Here is a 20707-nt window from a genome sequence, read left to right as displayed (position 1 = left end):
AAAATCCTCTATTCATCTTTTGAAAAATAAACAAAAATACAAACCGATAACAAACTTAAAACAGGAAACAAGATGCATGACAAAAAAAACCAAAGAGGGATATTGAATACTACGGTAGAGGAAGCAAAAAAACAATACGACGAAACCCACAAAAAAAACAAAAACAAATATATCAAACTTGAAAAAAATACATTACTCATCACATAAAATCCTGTTTAGGATATAAGATAGAGTTATATAATATCATTGATAATATCATTGCGTGAAGTTAATATGAACAAAAATGTACTAGTAGGTGTATGTGGCGGTATTGCGGCCTATAAATCGGCCTATGTTATTTCAAGTTTGGTAAAAATGGGGTATTCCGTTAAGGTCGTCATGACAAAAAACGCCACTAAATTTATTACTCCACTGACACTAGAGACTGTTTCAAAAAATAGTGTAGTCCATAGCCTATGGAACACAGCTCATGAAGAAGTAGAACACATTAATCTAGCAAGATGGGCAAACTTAATATTGGTTATCCCTGCTACCTACAATATTATTTCTAAAATCGCAGCAGGCATTGCCGATGACGCTTTAAGCACAATAATATCCGCAAGTAACGCCCCCACTTATTTTGCAATAGCAATGAACAATGTAATGTATGCAAATCCTATTCTAGAAGAGAATATTAAAAAGTTAAAAAAGTACAATTATAAATTCATTGAACCTGATGAAGGATTTCTAGCTTGCTCTTTAAATGCTATTGGACGCCTTAAGAATGAGAATGACATTTTAAAAATGATATTGGCAGAGATGAAGGCACATTTGCCATTACAAAACAAAAAAATATTAATAACTGCTTCCAGAACCGAAGAAACACTAGATCCAATTCGCTACTTTTCAAACAAATCAACAGGACAGATGGGATTTAACCTAGGAATTGAGGCAAAAAACCTCGGTGCTAATGTAACAATAGTTTCAGGCCCCAGTAATGAAAGAACGCCCATCGGAATAAATGTCATCAGAGTAAGAACAGCAATGGAAATGTATGAACAAACAACAAAAATATATCAAAAATTTGATGTAATCATCGGAGCTGCCGCTGTTGCTGATTTTAGACCTGAAAAAATTTATGCCAACAAAATTAAAAAAAATGAACTAGAAAATTTTCACATTAAGCTCACAAAAAATCCAGACATAATAGAGTGTATAGGTAAAAATAAAATTAAAAACCAAATTATTATTGGATTTTGCGCTCAAGAACCTGAAAATCTAATAGATAAAGCCAAAGAAAAACTTAAAACAAAGAATTTAGACTATATTATTGCAAATGATTTAAAATATTTCGGATCAACCCTTAATAAGATCTACATAATAGACAGTAAAAACAATATTCAAAAAATTCCTGAAATGTCAAAAAAAGAAATAGCGATAGAGATTTTAAAAATCTTATACTAATAATCTCTTAAAAGTTTTCTTAAATACTCTGAAGTTGTCATCTCTTTTATCTCTTTAAGCCTACCCCTGAGTGCAGAAGATTTGTTGTAAACAGCCCCCTTAATTGCAAGATTTCTTAAATCAACATCTTTGCTATTAATAATCTTGGAATAAAAATCATCAAAATTACCCTTTCTGGCTGCTAGAAGTACAGCAACATCGGTTAAAATTTTTGAAGGTTTATTAATATTTTCCCTTTTCAAAAGATCTAATGCAACCAAAAATGCAAAACCCTTATTTTTGTCCAAAAGATAACTAAACATAGTGAGTTTAAAATTATTTTCAATAGTAGGTTCTAGTATTATATTTTTTATCTCCTGATAACCAGAGCTCATATCAATTAACGCTTTACCTGACGCTTCCCTAACCTTAAAAGAAGGATCGCCCCTAACCTTATAAACCAATGCTTCCTTTGCAGAAACATCACCATGACCCTTAATGGCATTAACAGCCCTAACCCTCAGTGTTTCATCGGAATCTCTTAAAAAATCTTGCAATACCTCTTTTGATTTCAAAGATACATCCCTTGAAAGTGCTTCAATAATGGCAATCTTAATGTTAGAATTGTTATTGCTCCCTTGAAGATAAAGCTCAGCATTCTCTGTCACTTTTTCGGGCACGAGGTACGATAACGCTCTGATTGCAGAAGCCTTGATTGTTGGAGTTTCATGACTGTCCATAGAGATCTCATAAATCTTGTTCTCATACTCAAAAGCATTAGACTTGCCAAGTGCAATAAGTATTGCAGATCTAACACCATCATTACCAGAATATTTATTATAGACGCCCATTATATTCTTCGAATATTCAATGGCAGAAAGTTCACCAAGATAATGCGCAGCCATAGCTACAATGTTTCCTTCTTTATTCTCAAGGATGTCAACAAGAATTTTCTTCAAGTCATCTTTGCTTCCAAGTTCCTTAAGATATAAAATTGCTCCATTAATTAGATTGGTAGGGTATCTCATGGCTTCATAATTGGTAAGAATATAATTAGCAACATCAGCACCGCCTTTATGCTTAAGAGATAAAAATAAATCAAGAATTGCTACCTTGAGATCAATATTGAACGTTTTCTGTAATCTGTTCTCAAGTAAGGAATTGTACTCACCATCCCCCGACCTCTTAAGTCTCTTAACAATCTCAATCACTTGAACATCAAGCCCATAAGAAATACTATCTCTTACTTGATTAACATCTTGGGTAGTAGCACTGCTGTTTAAACTATTTTCTGCATCTTTATTATAATTAAACTCAGGCAGATTAGGTTCTATAGGCTCTAAAGGTTCTGTTGGCAGCAGGGGGTCGTCAACAGCAAAAGCACTAAACACAAAAAAGTACAAAAGAATTAATACCAAACACTTCATACAATCTCCCTATTAACAAGTTTAAAAAAGCTACCAATTCCAAGAAAATAATAACACACCACTAGAATAACAATACTAATGCTACCTGCAAAACCTAGGAGATAAAAATTACTGAAACTAAACCCCATATCCCACTTAAAATCTTTAAAAGCCATATAAACTAAATACAAAGGAATAAGAGATATACATACCTTAAGAAGCACTACAAGAGACCTAACGATTTCAAATCTCATACCTCTCCTTAACCCAACAAAATAAAAAACAATCACACAAAAGGCAAAAGAAATTGATTGTGCCATAGGTAAAATGTTTACCTTAAAGCTGCTAATACCAAAAAATGATATAACGATATCAATAACGGAAAAAAGAAGATTAAAATAAAGAGGGGTTTTTTGGTCACGAATAGAAAAATAATATTTCTGAAAGAATCCAAAAATAGAAGAAAACGTCAAACCAACCAAAAAATACTGTAATACACTAACTGTCCTTTGTGTATCATATATGGAAAATTCACCTCCTGTAAGCAATAAGTTTAAAATGGGACCAGCCCAGATATACATTAAAAATGATATTGGAACTAGAAGCAAAATTAAAATCTCTATTCCCTGATTTAAAATATCATTTAACTTTCCTCTATGACCCAAATAAGCATGTTCTATCATTTTAGGAAAAATAACTGTGGAGATAGAAACATAAAAAATACCAACAGGAAGTTGATAATAAACAATCGCATTGCTTAAAACAGAAACACTCCCAACCTCTAGCGTTGAAGCTAGTGCAAATGAAATCTGCTGCGTAGCTATAGAAAGCAAAGCTGATAAAACCATACATGACCATCTTTTTAAAAACCTCAAAAAGGCATAATCATTAAAGCTAAAAACTGGTATGTATGTAACTCCGATAAAAATACAATTTATTAATTGAACTAAAAATTGAAAAACGCCGCCAACAAGCACTCCAATAACAGCACTGTATATACCATACTGTCCATAAAGGAAAAATATGCTTAATATAGTACCAATGGAAAGCATAACAGGTGAGATGGATGGTATGAAGAAGACCTTATACGAATTAAGCACTGATGCAAATATCGACGCCAGACTTATAAGCAAAATATAGAGTATTAAGTAATTAAACATATGACTTGCCAGTGCTAAATCTTCATTCCTATAGGAAGACACATAATATATAATCTGCTTCGAAAAAATAATCATAATAAGGCTAATAAAACCAATACTTATTATATTAAAGGTAGCAACACTCCTAAAAAAAGAAATAGCATGTCTACTAGATTTATTTCTCTCATAAGTAAACTCGGGCATAAAAGCCGAGGTCATTGCGCCTTCTGAAATAATTTTTCTTAAATTGTTTGGAATATTGAAAACATAATTAAAAATATCTGCTTCAAGATTTGCTCCAAAATAGTAAGAAAATACCTTTACTTTCACAAAACCCATTATTCTTGATAAGAAGACAGAAATCATAACAACAATTGTTGAGATAATATCTTTATTCATGAAAATTACCCTCATCATACCTTTTTAAATAAAGTGTTCTAAATCTTGCAAAATCATCATTAATGATTGCACTCCTAGCCTTTTCAATAAGCCTGAACATATAATACATATTATGTTCACTGGCCAGCATTATTCCAAGAGTTTCTTCTGATTTTATTAAATGCCTTAAATATCCTCTTGAATACCTCTTACATAAAGTACATACACAATCTTTCTCAACAGGAGAAGCATCGTTGCTAAATTCTGATCTCTTAATCCGCAATATTCCGTTATCAGTCAGAAGTGCACCATGCCTAGCAATTCTTGCAGGATGAACACAATCAAAGATATCAATACCATAATATATTGCGTCCAATATATAGTGAGGTGTACCAATCCCCATTACATACTTCGGCTTATCTTTCGGTATTGAAAAAGAATTGTATTCAAGAATTTCTAAATATTTATCCCTTGGTTCTCCAACAGAAATCCCACCTATCGCAATACCTGGGCTATTTAATTCTAAAATCTCTTCTGTACTCCTTTTTCTTAAATCTTTAAAAAAATTACCCTGAGTGATTAAAAACAAAAGACCATCATATCCTTCTTTTCTACTCTCATAAGCACTAAATGTGCGCCGAGCCCAGGAAGTCGTAATATTCGTATATAAATTTGCCTCATTGTAATCAATACCATAAGAACTACAAATGTCAAGCGACATAATAATATCGCTCTCAAAAATTTCTTGCATTCTAAATACACTCTCAGGTGTAAAATAATGCCTAGAGCCATCAATATGAGATTGAAAATGCACTCCCTCAGCTTCAATCTTTCGAAGCCTAGACAAAGAAAAAACTTGAAACCCACCAGAATCTGTTAAAAAATTTTTATCCCAAGAAGTAAATTTATGTAAACTTCCGTATTTCTTTATTACGTCCATTCCAGGTCTTAAATAAAGATGGTAAGTGTTTGCAAGAATTAAATTACATCCCAATTTCTCAAGTACACCATGCTTTAATGCCTTCATCGCTCCCAAAGTGCCAACGGGCATGAAACACGGAGTACTTACCTTTCCATGGGGAAGATCAAGCACCCCAAGCCGCGCATTAGAATTACTATCGTTTTTAGTGATACTAAACATAAATTCCTAAAACCTGCTACTTACGCACAAAACTATAAATAACGACATTGATGACAAGAAACAAAACAGTAGTAAATGAACTTGCAACTGTTATTGGCAAATAACCAAGATCAGCTAGAAAATTAAAAATCACAATTGAAATAACATATATAACTGCAAATGCAATGCTGTTTAACAGGCTGAGTATAAAAATATTTTTTCTTAAAGCAAGACTTATGAAACCAACAGTGAAACTCAGAAGGATTAATCTAAACGAAAAAAATATCCTATTTAAAAAATCAAATAAAGCCTCAGAATAATCCAAATTTTCTATCTTAAGAGATCTAATCCAGTCAGTAAGTCTGGAGAAATTCAATGTTTTTGAAGACAACATCACTATCTTAACATATTCAGGATCTAGGTTAACAACCCCCCTACCATCAAGAATCTCATAAAAATTTTCTATAATCTCCCTGCCAACCCTAGTAAATTCTCTTACATCATAAAGATTCCACTTATTATCAACCCACTCAGCCTTACCCACATCATACCTTTTACTAAAAACATCATTACTATCTCTTAAAATAATTATCAAATTAGAAATGGTATCATTATCAATATTATAATATCTAATATTGTAAATTTCTCTTGCAAAATCCCTTATTATTACAGTTCTATCATTGGAGCCTTTCCCCATATTTTTAAGAAAAGCATCCCTTTGGGTAAGGGTATCTATAACCAAATAATTATCAAAAAAAAAGAGAATTATCGATATTAAAACACTAATTAAAATTATTGGCCTTAATATCCTAGACAAAGAAATCCCACAACTAAAAAGCCCTATTATTTCGTTTCTCATAGAAAGATTGCCAATAAGATTAGAAACAGAAAAAAGAAAAGATAAAGCAACACCATCTGAGAAGGATTTCGGCAAGTAGAGATAATAAATATAAACAATATCACTAACACTAAATTTATTATCAAGGTAACTTAAAAGATTTACAAATAAATCGCCAAGGACAATTAAGATCATGAAAAGAAAGTTCATAAACAGAAAAGTCAATGTTATATTCTTTACGAAAAGTTTATCTACTCTCATTTCTTTAAAAGTCTCAAAAAAAGTATTGCCCCTGAAACAATTAATAATACATTTGGAAAAACAGCAACAAGAAAAGGATTTGGGGCATTCTGAACAGTGTATACTTTTCCACCAATAAACATTACCCAATAGGCAACGCAAATAAGAATTGAAATTACAAGTTCAAGAATAATAGAATATTTTTTATTTGAATACATTCCCATTCCAAAAGCCAAAAAAATAAAAAATAAAACAGACAATGGCAGGCTGATTTTTTGATAAAGCTCCAACGCAAAAAGAGTATAACTTCTCCGAACCGTCATATCCTCATAAGGGCTGTAATTTAAATTTAGATTATACATGTATTCCACATTATCAAGAATAGACATTTCATCTAATATCCTACTCTTATCATACAAATAACTTAAGTAGCTATTTGAAAAATTTAAATTCAAAAAATCCTCTTCTAAATCATTTTGTACATTCAAATCTTCAATTAACTTGGTTTGCTTATCAACAAGTTTAAGAACATCTCTTATACTCATCTGAGAAGGAGTTATGTAGTTTAACAAAACCCCATCGCTAAATGATACCTGATCAATTGAATATTTCATCCGATCCGCATAAAAATAATCATAAAATCCAACCTCATCATCTGTTAAAGCAATTGAGAATACATCATTTAAAATAAAATACACCTGATAATTCTCTTTCTGGATATTAAGATTTTTAGCCATAAATACCCTATCGTAACCTTTAAGTCTAGTATTATCAAAAAAGGTAACATTCTTGTATCCTGTCTCCGCCTTTTCCCCAGATACAAATATCAAATCTCCATACTGTTTGCTTGAATAAGGCTTTAACACTAAATGAGGAACCTCTTCTTTTATTTCATTAAAAATCTTCAACCTACCTATAGACCCAAGAGGAAGTAAAAAATCATTTGAAATAAAAGAAATAAACGCAATAACTATCCCCAATTTTAGAAAAGGAAATAATAAATCTAGAATAGATATTCCAATTGATCTGAAAGCCAGTATTTCATTATTAAGTTTAAACCTATGGACAGTAAGAACCACTGAAATTAAAGCTGCAAAGGGAGGAGAGAGCGCAACCACCATTGGAAGAGAATATATGACAAAAATAAAAGCTTTCAAGAATGGAACGTAATTTTGAAGGAGTATTCTCATAAAAAAAAGTATTTGATTTATGAAAAACACGAAGAAAAAAAATAAAAAAGTAATTAAAAAATACTTAAAAAACTCAGCGATTATATAAGATTCATAATTGTTTTTTGATACTTTCATCCACAAAAACCAAACCATCATTGAGAGTACCAAGTACTACATAGTTATCGAAATTTAAAACTTTAACCAAATTTAAATTGAGAAGTCCATCACGAGGCCCCAGATAATCCCAACTACCACTCACAGTATCATGAACTACCAAACCATGCCCAAAAGTAGCAAACAATAACTTATTGCCTCTAACCTCCATATCAAGGAAATACTCAACGCTAAAATTATTGTCAACCTCACATTTAATATATGTCCTATTTTCCAAATTTAACATGAAAAGACCATGCCCATACGTCCCTACATAATAACGACCATTGTAGCTCTTTATAAAATTAATATTCCTCTCACTATCTTTACTACCAAAAAAGTTTAAATGCCTAATATCTTTAAAATCGGCAAGATTGACAGTATAAATGCTATTGTCAGTCGTTCCCACAAGCAATACATCTTTTCCCTCGTCTAGGTACATCGAAGAGATCCTGTTAGAACCAAGCCCTATGTAAGTCCATTCCCCTAGGTCAGAACAAAACCATAATCCAGAATCCAGAGTCCCAACAAATATTCCATCCCTAACGCCCATTAAAACCTGTATGTTATTAAACCCAATTCCCAAAGGCATCTTAACCTGCTTGATAGAACCTTCAAAATCTTCAATATAATAAAGAACACTACCACCGCCAACGTATATAATACCCTTATGCTCAGTAAATCCCTTAAGTCCATTTAAAACAATACTTTTCTTATCCTTAATAAAAACTCTATAAGAGTTGTTCTTAATATCGTATCTTAAAAGACCACCAAATATATTTGAAACAAAAACATTATTTTTAAAAATAAACATATCAAATATGCTATTATCCAGAAACCCCAAAGTCTCCAGATTTAAATAATTTACCCCAAACTTGTTATTTAAGAAATTATAAATCCCCGCATCGTACTCTAGTAAAATAGAAGATTCAACAACATCTCTTAACGCAGAGACTGCCCCTATTCTATCTCCGGAAAAATACCTCAATTCAGAAGCTCTCAGGCTGGCATGAGAGTATCTGTAATACCTCAAAAAACAATCAAAATTATGTTCAGAAAGATCATAAGCGCCTCTACTGTAGTTCACATAGCCAAAAAACAAACTGGCCTTAGAAAACAACTCCCTACTATAGCTCTTCTTGTCAGCTAATATTTTATTCAAATAAAAACTAGCCATCTCAAGATCTTTTCGAGCGTAACTCTCCCTGGCACTAACAAAATAAGGATTATCTTCCTTTAAAAAAGCACCACTTAAAAAAAAGGACTCATCATCCCTCAACCCTAATAAATAGCCCCTACTCCTAGCACTTAACTCTTCCTCATCTCCTAAAAGACCAGAGTGAGAGCTAGTGTCCCTGCCGGCCGTATGACAAGAGAGCAGCAGAAGCAAACCTAAAAAGATAAGTTTACTTCTGCTAACACTACTTAATATAGGCTCCATAACTACCCATTAATCTCTGACGAATTCAAGTTCAATCTTGCCAAATTTGTCTATCTCAGATACCCTAACCTTAACTTTTTGCCCTTCATCTAATCTCGGAGGACGGACACCCACCCCCCTTTTGCTATCACCATATCTAGCATTTCTACTATCACCATATCTAGGGCTCCTATCGCCAACATCCCTAGTTCTTGGCCGAGTACTTAAAAAACCTTCCTTTGCAGGAGTAAGCTCAATGAAAGCCCCAAAACTGTTGATCTTTTTAACAACTCCCTCATAAATTTCACCAACCTTGGGCTCCCTAACGATACTCTCTATCCTCTCTTTCGCCTTCTGCATCTTTACACTATCAGCTCCAAAAAGGATAATCCTTCCATCTTGCTCAATTTGCACCCTAACCTCAAATTCGTCCGTGATTGCTTTAACTGTCTTGCCAGTAGACCCAATAACGAGAGAAATTTTATCGATATCAATTTGTAATTGAAGAATCTTAGGGGCATTATCGGATATATCCACCCTTGACTTCGAAATTACAGAATCCATAATGGACAAAATATGCATCCTGCCCTCACGAGCCTGCTCAAGAGCATCCCTCATCAACTGTCTCGTAACATTTAAAATTTTAATATCCATTTGAAAACCAGTAATTCCTTTTTTAGTTCCTGCCACCTTAAAATCCATATCACCCAAATGGTCTTCTTCACCCAAAATATCACTTAAAATAACATACTTATCACCCTCACTAATAAGCCCCATAGCAATTCCTGCAACCTGATCCCTAGCGGGCACCCCAGCAGCCATCAAAGACATACTACTAGAACATACCGTAGCCATTGACGATGACCCATTTGATTCAAGCACCTCAGATACAACCCTAATAGTGTATGGGAAATCGTCCTTCTTGGGCAACATAGCCTCCAAAGACCTTTGAGCCAAATGACCATGCCCAATCTCACGCCTCCCAGTCATGAGTCTACCCGTTTCCCCAACAGAAAAGGGAGGAAAATTATAATGAAGCATAAAATTAAGACGCTTATCTCCATCAATATCGTCCATTATCTGCTCATCGATACTTGTTCCTAAAGTAGTCACAGCTAAAGCCTGAGTTTCACCCCTTGTAAAAAGAGCAGATCCGTGTGTCCTATTTAAAAGATCCACCTCTGCAGAAATATTCCTTATCTCCCTAGGAGCACGACCATCCGTCCTAAGGTTATTTTCAAGAATCGACTTCCTAACAATCTCTTGCTCAAAATCATCAAAAGCTTTAAGGAAAAGACGTTCATTCTCATCATTTAACTTATCAATAGAAGAAAAATGATCATGAGCCTTCTTCTTAACCAGCTTAATAGCTTTATCTCTATTAAGCTTCCCCAAAACAAAGCATGCATCCTTAAGCTCAGAATAAATCAAATCTTTAAGCTCATCCCTAAATTCAAACACCCTCTCTTCATAAGCAAGGGGCAACTTTTCTTTATACCCAACAATAGACACGAACTCCCCTTGCATATTGCATATTTGCTTAATGTATTCATACGCTTTATCTATTGCAACAAGCAATATCTCCTCACTGACCTCATTAGCACCACCCTCAACCATAGTAATACCATCTAGACTCCCCGCAACAACGATATCAAGCAAGGAACCTTGAATCTCTTCAAAAGAAGGATTAACCACAAATTCGTCATTCAAATAAGCTATCCTAACAGCCGCAATCGGGCCATTAAATGGAATATCCGATAAAAAAACTGCCGTAAAAGCAGCATTCATACCCACAATATCAGGAGGATTCATCTGATCCGTAGACAAAGTAGTCGGAACAACCTGAATATCCCTGCCAAATCTCTTATCAAAAAGGGGCCTCATAGGCCTGTCTATTAGCCTAGAAACAAGCACCTCCTTATCCTTAGGCTTACCCTCTCTTTTAATAAATCCCCCAGGTATTTTCCCAGCGGCATAATACTTCTCGTTATACTCAACCGAAAGAGGCACAAAATCTAAATCCTCGCGTACCGAATCTGAACAACAAACCGTAGCAAGCACAGCAGACCCACCATAAGTAGCAAGTACCGCACCATTAGCCTGCCTAGCAAGCACTCCCGTTTCCAAAACCAACTCCTCTCTTCCTATTTTCAACCTCAAAACTTTTCTCAAAATTAACCCCTTATTATTTCCTAAGCCCAAGCCTAGCTATCAAGGTTCTGTAAGCTTCCAAATCCTTGCCCTGATAATATCTTAACAAGCTTCTCCTCTGTCCAACTAGCTTCAATAAACCTCTCTTCGAGCTATGATCCTTCTTATTAACCCTCAAATGTTCTGTTAAATATTTTATCCTATTCGTAATCAAGGCTACCTGAACCTCAACAGAACCAGTATCATCCGCATTCCTGCCAAATTCTGAAACTATCATTTGTTTCTGTTCCTTACTAACCACAACCGACTCCTAACACCATCATAGCAAGGCACAAAGACCACTTGCTACAACTAAAATCCTCAAACTAAATTATAATATTTTTTCATCAAAATAACAAAAATGGACCAATAATTTATCAAACAGTAAATAATATTTACAACTTACTAGAATATAATGAGATATTTATATTTGCCCAACCCAATACCACACACGACCGCTAACATCTCTTCTTCTCTGGTCTTAACTATCTTAAATTCATTTAACTTAATAACGATATTAATATAAACACCATTCTTAACAGATTTAACCATATTAGAGTCAACATAAATTACTTCAAAAAGGCTTAAGGAGTCTAAACTTATCAAAGAATTATCATCTAGATTTTCACAAAAGCAAGCATCTTCCAACTTAAAAACTCCAACACCTACTCTTTCAAGGCTCTTAACATAAGCACACGAATTCAAGGCTAAAGCTAAGTCTCTTGCAATACTTCTAACGTAGGTCCCCTTAGAACATTTTATTTTCAATTTTAAAATACGAGAATCGGTATTATAGTTTAAGACCTGCATATAATATATTTCAACTTTTCTAGATTGAAGTTCAAAATCCTCTCCTCTGAGAGCCAATTTGTAAGCTCTATTTCCGTTAACATGCACTGAAGAAAATTTAGGAGGAATTTGATAAATCTCACCCACAAAAGACATAAGCCCAAGATTCAACTCCTCCAAACTTGGAATGTAATCTCTTTTATTCGTTACTCTGCCACCAGGATCAAGAGTATCTGTCTGGATTCCAAATTCAAACTCTGCCACATATTCCTTACTCAAAGATGTAATATAACCCGAAAGACTAGTATACTTTCCAACAAGAACCACCAAAAGTCCACTGGCAAACCTATCAAGAGTCCCCGTATGCCCAACACGACTTCCCGCATAATACTTCCTCAGAGGAGACAGAGCCTCAAAAGAAGTCACACCACTTCTTTTTTTTAATAAAACAATTCCATTCATTAAATCTGCTATTCTTTACCAATACCCAAATTATCAATTATTTTGTTGACATAAAAAGACCTTGCAACAGTGTCATCTTTTAAAAAACTCAATTTCGGAGTATTTCTAACCCTAATCCTCTTTACAATCTCCCCCTGAATAAAGCCCTTAGCATTATTTAACGCTTTAATAGCATTATCAAGAGACGCACCTTCCTTAATAGAGCCAACAAACACCTTGGCATTTATCAAATCACTTGAAACCTCAACCCTTACAACAGTTAAAAACTCATGAACCCTAGGATCCTTAATGCCTTTTGTTACTATCAAATTACCAATTTCTTGAACTAGCAAACTTTCAAGCTTTGTCTTTCTTATCTCTTTTTCCATATCCAAATTCAAGACCCCAAACGTCTTTTTATCTTTTTAATCTCAAATGCTTCAATGATATCTCCTTCCTTAATATTAGAATAATTATCAATTATAATTCCACACTCATACTGTGCGCCGACTTCCTTAACATCATCCTTAAACCTCTTAAGTGAAGATATCTTACCAGAATGTATCTGAAACCCTTCTCTCATAACATTAGTTACAGCATCTCTTTTTATTAATCCTTGTGAAACATAACAACCAGCAACCACTCCGACCCTAGGAACACTAATAACAGCACGAACCTCGGCAAATCCAATAAACTTTTGCTCAATATCAGGTTCAAGCATTCCCTCAAGTACAGACTTAATATCATTTATTGCATCATAAATTATATTATATTTTCTAATTTCAACTTTTTCCTGGTCAGCTAACATTTGAGCCTTCGCCGTAGGCCTTACATGAAAACCAATGATAATAGCCTCACTTGCAGCTGCAAAACTAATATCTGTCTCTGTTATTGCCCCTGCTGACGAATGAATGACCCTAACCCTGAGTTCATCATTAGTCAACTTTTCAAGAGAATACTTTAAAGCCTCAACGGAGCCCTGCACATCAGCTTTTAAGATTATCTTAAGCTCTTTCAATTCTCCATCTTTAATTGAATCATAAAGATTTGATATAGTAATTTTTTTAACATTTTGAGCATTTTCATATTTCTTAAGATCTTGTCTCCTAGAACTAATCAACTTAGCTTCCTTCTCCGTCTTCGTTGCCTGAAACGGATCTCCAGCCTGGGGAATAGAAGAAAAACCTAAAACGCTAATAGCCTTTGCAGGTCCAATGCTCTTTACAGAAACCCCTCTCTCATTTATCAATGCCCTAACCTTACCATGATATATTCCACCTACAAAAGAATCTCCTACAGAAAGAGTCCCATCTTCAATAATTACAGAACAAATGATTCCACGTCCCAAATCAACCCTAGCATCAAGTATCCTACCAATGGCTCTCTTGTTTGGGTTCGCCTTCAACGCCATTAATTCAGCTTGTAAAATAATCATATCAAGAAGTTCTGAAATGCCAATGTTCTTAAGAGCTGAAATCGAAACAAAAATTGTATTTCCTCCCCATTCTTCAGGAATGAGCTCATACTCTGCAAGCTGATGCTTAACCCTATCCAAATTAGCATCTGGTAAATCTATTTTATTAATAGCAACTATAATTGGCACCTTCGCTTCCCTAGCATGATTAATAGCCTCAACAGTCTGAGGCATCACACCATCCACAGATGAGACAACAAGAACTACAATGTCTGTAACCCTAGCTCCCCGACTTCTCATCATAGTAAAAGCCTCATGCCCTGGAGTATCTAAAAACGTTATTTCATGATTATTATAACTAATGGTATAAGCACCAATATGCTGAGTAATGCCCCCCGTTTCTGTTCGATTTATATCAATATTTTGCAAAACCGACAAAAGTCTAGTTTTCCCGTGGTCAACATGCCCCATTATGGTAATAACAGGAGGTTTTTCAACCCTTTGACTCTCGTCCTCTTTCTCTGCCTCTATCATCGTTTCATCATAAATCGACACCAAATTAACCCTAGACCCATATTCTTCAACCAAAATAGTGGCCGTATCAGAATCAAGCTTCTCATTAATAGTTGCCATTACGCCCAAAGACATCAATTTAGCAATCAAGGCTGAAGATTTTAAATTCATCTTCTTTGCAAGCTCCGCTACAGTGATAGTTCCCATAATATCAACTGATTTAGGAATCGGATTTGCCAAATTTTCTTTCTTTTTCTTCTGAAGCTGTTCAAAGACTTTTTGTTCTATTGTCTTAATCTCAGTCTCTTCCTTTTTTCTCTTATAGCTTTTTTGACTCTCCTGCTGTTGCTTCTTCTTCTCTCCAAGCTTCCTATTAATTCCCTTGTTATCAGAATCAACAGGAGCGGATGCAATATTGGGCGCAACCCTAGCTCTTATGACTCTCCTGAAAGTCTGAGGCCCACCGCTAGAGTCCCTACCATGAGTATAATTCCTACCAGGATATCTACTCCTACCTCCTTGCTGCTGACTCCCCAAATTATCTCTATCTCTACCAAAAGCCCCCCTTACATTAGAAGACCTCTCCCCTCCTACATTTCCACTTCCGTAAAAATGCCCACCGCTAGAGTCCCTACCATGAGTATAATTCCTACCAGAACCTTGTCTCCTGTATGAATTTGAAGGACTAACAAAACCACTTCCAGATTCAGCTGGATTCACATTCCTGTCCAATCGAGCTACAACCTTTACCACCTTCTTACGCAACTTGACTACTTTAATTTTTTTCTCATCTTCTTGATCATCGATATTATCTGACAAACTATCACTCCTCTTCAAACTCAAAGCTGAGTCCTATCTTACAGCCTGGGCAGAAAGTCATATCCTCATTAATGACACTTCCACACTCAGGGCAAAGCAACTCTTCTTCCTCTCTTATTCTCTCAATGGACTCATTATCGTTAGAAATTATTACCATTCCCTCCTTCAATATCCTATTAATCTCATCCTGCTTCTCATAACTTATCCCAAGACTTAAAAGCTTTTCCTCATTGGCTCCCAAAAAGTCATCAATACCGTCAAGACCCGATTCAACTATCCTGGAAACAACGTCTTCATCAAGAATCTTGAGTTCGCTAATCTTATTCACCTCCTCAAATTCATCTTCCTGAACAGTCTCCTGAATAATTTTATCAAACATCTCAAAAGTCTCTTTTTTGAACTCCCCACTTGCCTTCATTTCCGCAAATTGACTACTAGTCTTGACATCAATCGCCCAATCGAGCATCCTATTTGCAAGTCTAACATTTTGTCCCATTTTCCCTATCGCAAGGGACAGTTGATCATCGCTAACAACTACTAAAGCTTTATGCAAATCTTCATCAATAAGATACACACTATCTACTTTTGCGGGAGTTAAAGCATCTTTAATAAACTCTTTAACATCTCTGGAATAAGGTATAACATCTATCTTCTCCCCCTCAAGCTCTTTAATTATTGATTGGATTCTCACACCTTTCTGGCCAATACAAGGTCCCACAGGATCAATCTCCTCCTTATCAGTATAAACAGCAATCTTGGTCCTGTAACCTGGATCTCTGACTATCTTGTAAATCTTAATAATACCTTCTTCAACCTCGGGAATCTCAAGAGTAAGAAGTTCTTCAATAAATTTAGGATGAGTCCTTGATAAAACCACTTCTATCCCATTTCTGCCCTTCTTTACACTATGAACAAGCACTCGAATCTTCTCATTAAGCCCATAAACTTCCCTTGGAGATTGATATTTCCTAGGCATAACACCATCTGTGCTGCCTAGGTTAACATAAAGATCTCCATTCCTATTCTGCTGCACATAGCCAATAATGATTTTATTTAACTTGCTTTTAAACTCCAAGTAAAGCTCATTATCTTCGATTCCTTGTAAATCACTTTTGGTTCTCTGCTTGGCAACTTGAATCGAAAGCCTATCGAAAATCCTAGGATCAATCTCAACATATGCATATCCATCCTCTACTACCTTCAACTCCCTAGCATCATCTTCCAATATTTCAAACACATCATCTTGAACTTCTTCCACAATCTTTTTTTTTGAATAAACCACCAAATCCCCAGTGTCTTCATCAAACTTAATTAAAGCATTTTCACTCGTTCCAAAGTACTTCTTATAAGCTACCGCTATAGATTCCTTAACCGTCTTCCGAATAGCGTCAACACTCATACCTCGTTCATTCGCAATATTGCATATCATTTGGCCAGTACCCTTTATCATTGCCAAGACTCCTTTATAATAATCTAGCCTTTCTTACGTCACCATAGAAAACCTTCATCTCTTTACTACCTGTTTTAAAAATAAAACTATCTTCCTCGGCCTTTAAAATAAGTCCTTCCTCAAATTCATTATCCAACATCAACTTAATCTCTTTACCCTCAAAAATCTTAAACTCCCTCTTACTCTTAATTTTCCTATTCACCCCAGGTGTAGACAACTCCAAACTGAACTTACACTTAAGAGCAGACCCTAAACTCAACAAAATCATTTTATGTAAATCACAAAGCTTATCAACTCCAAAATCTCCCTGCCCACAAAGAACCACCCGAACCCTGCCTTGATCCCTTTTTCTAAAAGTGTTAATTTCTAAAATCTCAATCCCCAATCGATCCGTCAGACTCTTTACTAAACTATAAACCTCATCCTCTGCAAAACTTTTACTCAACCAAACCCCTAAAAACAAAAAGGTCCCCAAAAAAGAACCTTATTAAATAAAACAATCCATACACCACAAGGATAGCATCAATGGCAATGGATGTCAATTCTAGGGCTTTCAAACTAAACTTTAGAAATTGACATCTTTACCACACTCCGGGCTCCATGCAGCATCAATACATTCTCACAAAAAAACATAGATGCCCCCGTAGTAACAACGTCGTCAATGAGAACAATCTTCTTGTCCCTAACAATTCTATATTTCAATTTAATCTTATTTTCTAAATTACCAAGCCTCAATCGTCCACTTAAAAACTTCTGGCTCTTTCCCCACCCTCGCTCCAGGACGTTAATGTAGCATATTCCATCCTTTTTTAATAGATTTCCAATATACTCCATATGATCAAATCCGTAAAAAATCTTTCTTTTAATACTACAGGGAATACTAACCACCATATCAAAATCAATTCCTGTCAAAAATTTGGAAATTCCATCCTTAAAAAATTGACCAAAAGCCTTTTGTCCTTCTTTCTTATAAGAAAGAATAATTTTTTTATACCCAAACCTATATTTAAAGAAATAAAAAATACTATCATCAGATTTAATCTTAAAATCTAAAAGTCCAATGCAGCTTTTACAAAGCGCATGAGAGTAAACATAACGCCTTTGGCAACAAACACAAAAAGGGAGAAATATACTTTTAAATATGTTAACCTCAAACGCCAATATCTAAACCCTAGTCTTTAAAATTACTTGATTAAGCAAATCCATTGCTTGATAAGGAGTAGTATTGTTGATATCTATTTTAGAAATTAATTCCTTAATCTCTAGGTAAGCATTGATTTCAGCTTCATAACTTAAAGATTCCTCCATCTCCGACCCTACTTCATCGACAGAAACGTCTAAAGATAGAAGTTCCGCTATACAAACTCTCTCTCTGCTCGTTAAGCTTTTAAGAATAACATTAGCCCTCTCGATAACTTTTAAAGGTATGCCAGCCATTCGTGCAACATAAATCCCATAAGAATTAAGCGACGGCTTTTCCTCCACTTCCCTTAAAAAAATAAGCTCACTACCTTGCCTCTCAATTTTCATTGACAGATTGACAAAAGACTCATGTTTAATAGTTGAAAGCTCATGAAAATGAGTAGCAAACAAACTTCTAGATTTAATATACCCTAAAATGTATTCAACAATGGAACATGCAATGGCAAGTCCATCATTAGTACTAGTACCCCTTCCTACTTCATCCATAATTATTAGACTATTAGAAGTTGCATTCCTTAAAATATTAGCCGTTTCATTCATCTCAACTAGGAAAGTAGACTCTCCTTTAGCAATATTATCACTTGCACCTATCCTACAAAAAATCTTATCCGTAATTCCTATTATAGCTTTAGAAGCAGGCACAAAAGATCCAATATGCCCCATTAGAACAACTAAAGCAGTTTGACGCAAATAAGTTGACTTGCCTGCCATATTAGGGCCAGTAATTAGACAAAAATATTTTTCATTATCTATCCTTACGGAATTTCTAGTAAAAGCTTCCATTCCCTTCATATAGTGCTCAACAACAGGATGTCTTGCCCCCTCAAGAATAATTTCTTTATTGTTAGTAAGCATAGGCCTCACATATTCATTTTTCCTAGCTAAATAAGCGAAGTTGGATATTATATCACTGTATGCACAAAACTCAGATACTTTCTTAATCACCGCACTATGTTTGGCTATCTTTAAAGCTATTCCATCAAATACTTCTTGTTCAAGAGCTGATAAATTATCTTCAGCATCATTAATATCTCTTTCAAGCTCAATAAGCTTGCTTGTCTTATATCTCTTTGAAGTATTTAGAGCTTGACTTTCAATAAAATGAGAGGGTACTTGCCCATAATAACTCTTTGTAACCTCAAAAAACAAACCTCTAGCATTAGTTTTTTTTACCCTAAGACTGTTAATCTTACTAAAATTCCTCTCAAAATTAAGGTAGTCGTCGACATATTTACTTGCATTATTTTTAATTCCTCTTAAGCGATCAATGTTAGGATCATATCCTTGCTTTATAAGTTCATCTTGTTCTCTTGAGATTGAACCATTAATTAAGGAATAAATACCTCTTATGCTATTCTCATCACTAGTATCAAATATCCAATATCCAAAAGAGTACTCGTTAAATAATTTCTTTACTAAAAAAAACGCTATTAAAGCTTCCCTTATAAACAAAAAATCTTTCTTTGCATACTTTCTCATCTGAAGCCTTGAAACTATCCTCTCAATATCCCAAACATTACTGAGAATGTCTCTTAATTTCATAGTCAAATTAACATTATTGTTTAAAAACTCTACATGAGCCAGCCTACCGTTAATTCCGGAAATATCCAGAAGAGGATTTAATATGTACTCTCTTAAAAGTCTTTTACCCATAGGTGTTTTACAATCATTTAAAACTGAATAAAGAGAATAATTAGAAGTTAGATCATTACTATTCTTAACAAGCTCAAGATTTATTTGAGTAACATCATCAAGAAACATATAAGCAGAGTCGTTGTTAATATGAATCGTGTCAATATTACTCAACAAATTCTTTAAATTATTTTTTATATAATCTATTATCAAAAAAGAAGAGATATAATAAGGCTCATCCTCCTTAAAGCCAAGCGCGCTCAAACTAGCCATACCAAAATGTTCTTTCAATGACTTTACTGCAATTTCTTTATCCAAGTGCCAGTCAGGAACCTTATTTACTAAAAACCTATCAAGAACAAGCTTTTCCAGGTATTTATAATAAAAATTTTCTGAAACTATTATTTCCTTTGGAAAATACTTTTCAATATCCCGCCTTAAATTTTCCAAAAAACTATCCTCATAAAAGATTATCCCAAGTCTAGATGTTGACAACTCTATATATGAAAAAGAATAACAACCTTTATAATCGCTAATAGCAACCAAATAATTATTAACATCATCTTCTAAAAAATCCTCATCAACAACAACCCCAGGACTTATAACTTCAACAACCTCTCTATCCAAAGGTCCCCTAGAATCTGACTGTAAACCCTGCTCACAGATTGCAACCCTTTTACCCAGTAAAATTAACTTTTTTATATACTCCCTACTAGTATGGCAAGGCATTCCACACATAGGAACACCTTCCCGTTTAGTCAAAGCTAGACCTAAAAGCCTACTTCCCTCAAGAGCATCATTGAAGAACATTTCATAAAAAGTCCCCACCCTAAAAAACACAATGGCATCTTTATAATTGTTCTTGATTTTTAAATATTGCTTCATCATCGGTGTGACATTTTTTTCCATAAAACAACACTGAATTATAATTGATATTATTAACGTTTTACAATACACTTATTGATGAA

At 34.5% G+C, this 20707-nt stretch carries 16 protein-coding genes; 1 reads left to right on the top strand and 15 read right to left on the bottom strand.

The features are described from left to right. Positions 1 to 273: 273 nt before the first annotated feature. Entirely contained in the window at positions 274 to 1443 is a 1170-nt protein-coding gene (gene coaBC / locus LKV13_RS04160) for a bifunctional phosphopantothenoylcysteine decarboxylase/phosphopantothenate--cysteine ligase CoaBC (RefSeq protein WP_229089610.1), read from the top strand. Here coaBC and LKV13_RS04155 read toward each other — a convergent pair. The 15 genes from LKV13_RS04155 to mutS all read right to left on the bottom strand — a co-directional run bounded on the left by LKV13_RS04155 (position 1440) and on the right by mutS (position 20648). Next, the gene (locus tag LKV13_RS04155; RefSeq protein ID WP_229089609.1) at positions 1440 to 2849 is read right to left on the bottom strand and encodes a HEAT repeat domain-containing protein; all 1410 of its coding nucleotides are present in this window, start codon (positions 2847 to 2849) and stop codon (positions 1440 to 1442) included. The two genes, coaBC and LKV13_RS04155, sit on opposite strands and share 4 nt — an antisense overlap. After that, on the bottom strand, positions 2846 to 4366 hold the full coding sequence (gene murJ / locus LKV13_RS04150) for a murein biosynthesis integral membrane protein MurJ (RefSeq protein ID WP_229089608.1): 1521 nt from the start codon (positions 4364 to 4366) through the stop codon (positions 2846 to 2848). The genes LKV13_RS04155 and murJ overlap by 4 nt, the downstream gene beginning before the upstream one ends. After that, positions 4359 to 5486 (bottom strand): tRNA guanosine(34) transglycosylase Tgt, encoded by a 1128-nt coding sequence (gene tgt / locus LKV13_RS04145; RefSeq protein WP_229089607.1) that lies wholly within the window; start codon positions 5484 to 5486, stop codon positions 4359 to 4361. The genes murJ and tgt overlap by 8 nt, the downstream gene beginning before the upstream one ends. A gap of 16 nt (positions 5487 to 5502) precedes the next feature. Beyond that, positions 5503 to 6564, bottom strand: a complete 1062-nt coding sequence (locus LKV13_RS04140) for an LptF/LptG family permease (RefSeq protein ID WP_229089606.1) — start codon at positions 6562 to 6564, stop codon at positions 5503 to 5505. Further along, complete coding sequence (locus LKV13_RS04135; RefSeq protein ID WP_229089605.1) at positions 6561 to 7850, bottom strand: LptF/LptG family permease; 1290 nt, start codon at positions 7848 to 7850, stop codon at positions 6561 to 6563. The genes LKV13_RS04140 and LKV13_RS04135 overlap by 4 nt, the downstream gene beginning before the upstream one ends. After that, a complete protein-coding gene (locus tag LKV13_RS04130) occupies positions 7825 to 9309 on the bottom strand; it encodes a ligand-binding sensor domain-containing protein (protein ID WP_229089604.1) in 1485 nt (494 codons plus the stop codon). The genes LKV13_RS04135 and LKV13_RS04130 overlap by 26 nt, the downstream gene beginning before the upstream one ends. Positions 9310 to 9318: 9 nt before the next feature. Then, positions 9319 to 11460: a polyribonucleotide nucleotidyltransferase gene (pnp, locus tag LKV13_RS04125; RefSeq protein WP_229089603.1), complete on the bottom strand. Its 2142-nt coding sequence runs from the start codon at positions 11458 to 11460 to the stop codon at positions 9319 to 9321. A gap of 13 nt (positions 11461 to 11473) precedes the next feature. Then, positions 11474 to 11740: a 30S ribosomal protein S15 gene (rpsO, locus tag LKV13_RS04120; protein WP_229089602.1), complete on the bottom strand. Its 267-nt coding sequence runs from the start codon at positions 11738 to 11740 to the stop codon at positions 11474 to 11476. A 143-nt stretch (positions 11741 to 11883) separates the two neighbouring features. Further along, entirely contained in the window at positions 11884 to 12729 is an 846-nt protein-coding gene (gene truB / locus LKV13_RS04115) for a tRNA pseudouridine(55) synthase TruB (protein WP_229089601.1), read from the bottom strand. 8 nt (positions 12730 to 12737) lie between these two features. Next, complete coding sequence (rbfA, locus tag LKV13_RS04110) at positions 12738 to 13097, bottom strand: 30S ribosome-binding factor RbfA (protein WP_229089600.1); 360 nt, start codon at positions 13095 to 13097, stop codon at positions 12738 to 12740. Positions 13098 to 13105: 8 nt separating this feature from the next. Next, on the bottom strand, positions 13106 to 15454 hold the full coding sequence (gene infB, locus LKV13_RS04105; protein ID WP_229089599.1) for a translation initiation factor IF-2: 2349 nt from the start codon (positions 15452 to 15454) through the stop codon (positions 13106 to 13108). Between the two features lie 4 nt (positions 15455 to 15458). Further along, entirely contained in the window at positions 15459 to 16904 is a 1446-nt protein-coding gene (gene nusA / locus LKV13_RS04100) for a transcription termination factor NusA (protein WP_229089598.1), read from the bottom strand. A 13-nt stretch (positions 16905 to 16917) separates the two neighbouring features. After that, positions 16918 to 17349, bottom strand: coding sequence for a ribosome maturation factor RimP (gene rimP, locus LKV13_RS04095; protein WP_229089597.1), 432 nt, complete (start codon positions 17347 to 17349; stop codon positions 16918 to 16920). Positions 17350 to 17462: 113 nt separating this feature from the next. Next, positions 17463 to 18065, bottom strand: a complete 603-nt coding sequence (locus tag LKV13_RS04090) for a type I phosphoribosyltransferase (protein WP_229089596.1) — start codon at positions 18063 to 18065, stop codon at positions 17463 to 17465. 3 nt (positions 18066 to 18068) lie between these two features. Further along, positions 18069 to 20648, bottom strand: coding sequence for a DNA mismatch repair protein MutS (gene mutS, locus LKV13_RS04085; protein ID WP_229089595.1), 2580 nt, complete (start codon positions 20646 to 20648; stop codon positions 18069 to 18071). Positions 20649 to 20707 lie beyond the last annotated feature (59 nt).

Origin of the sequence: Candidatus Borrelia undatumii, from assembly GCF_020882015.2 — a bacterium.
Classification (GTDB): Bacteria; Spirochaetota; Spirochaetia; order Borreliales; family Borreliaceae; genus Borrelia.
The sequence above is the reverse complement of the archived record's forward strand: the minus strand, read 5'-3'. Positions and strand labels throughout refer to the sequence as shown.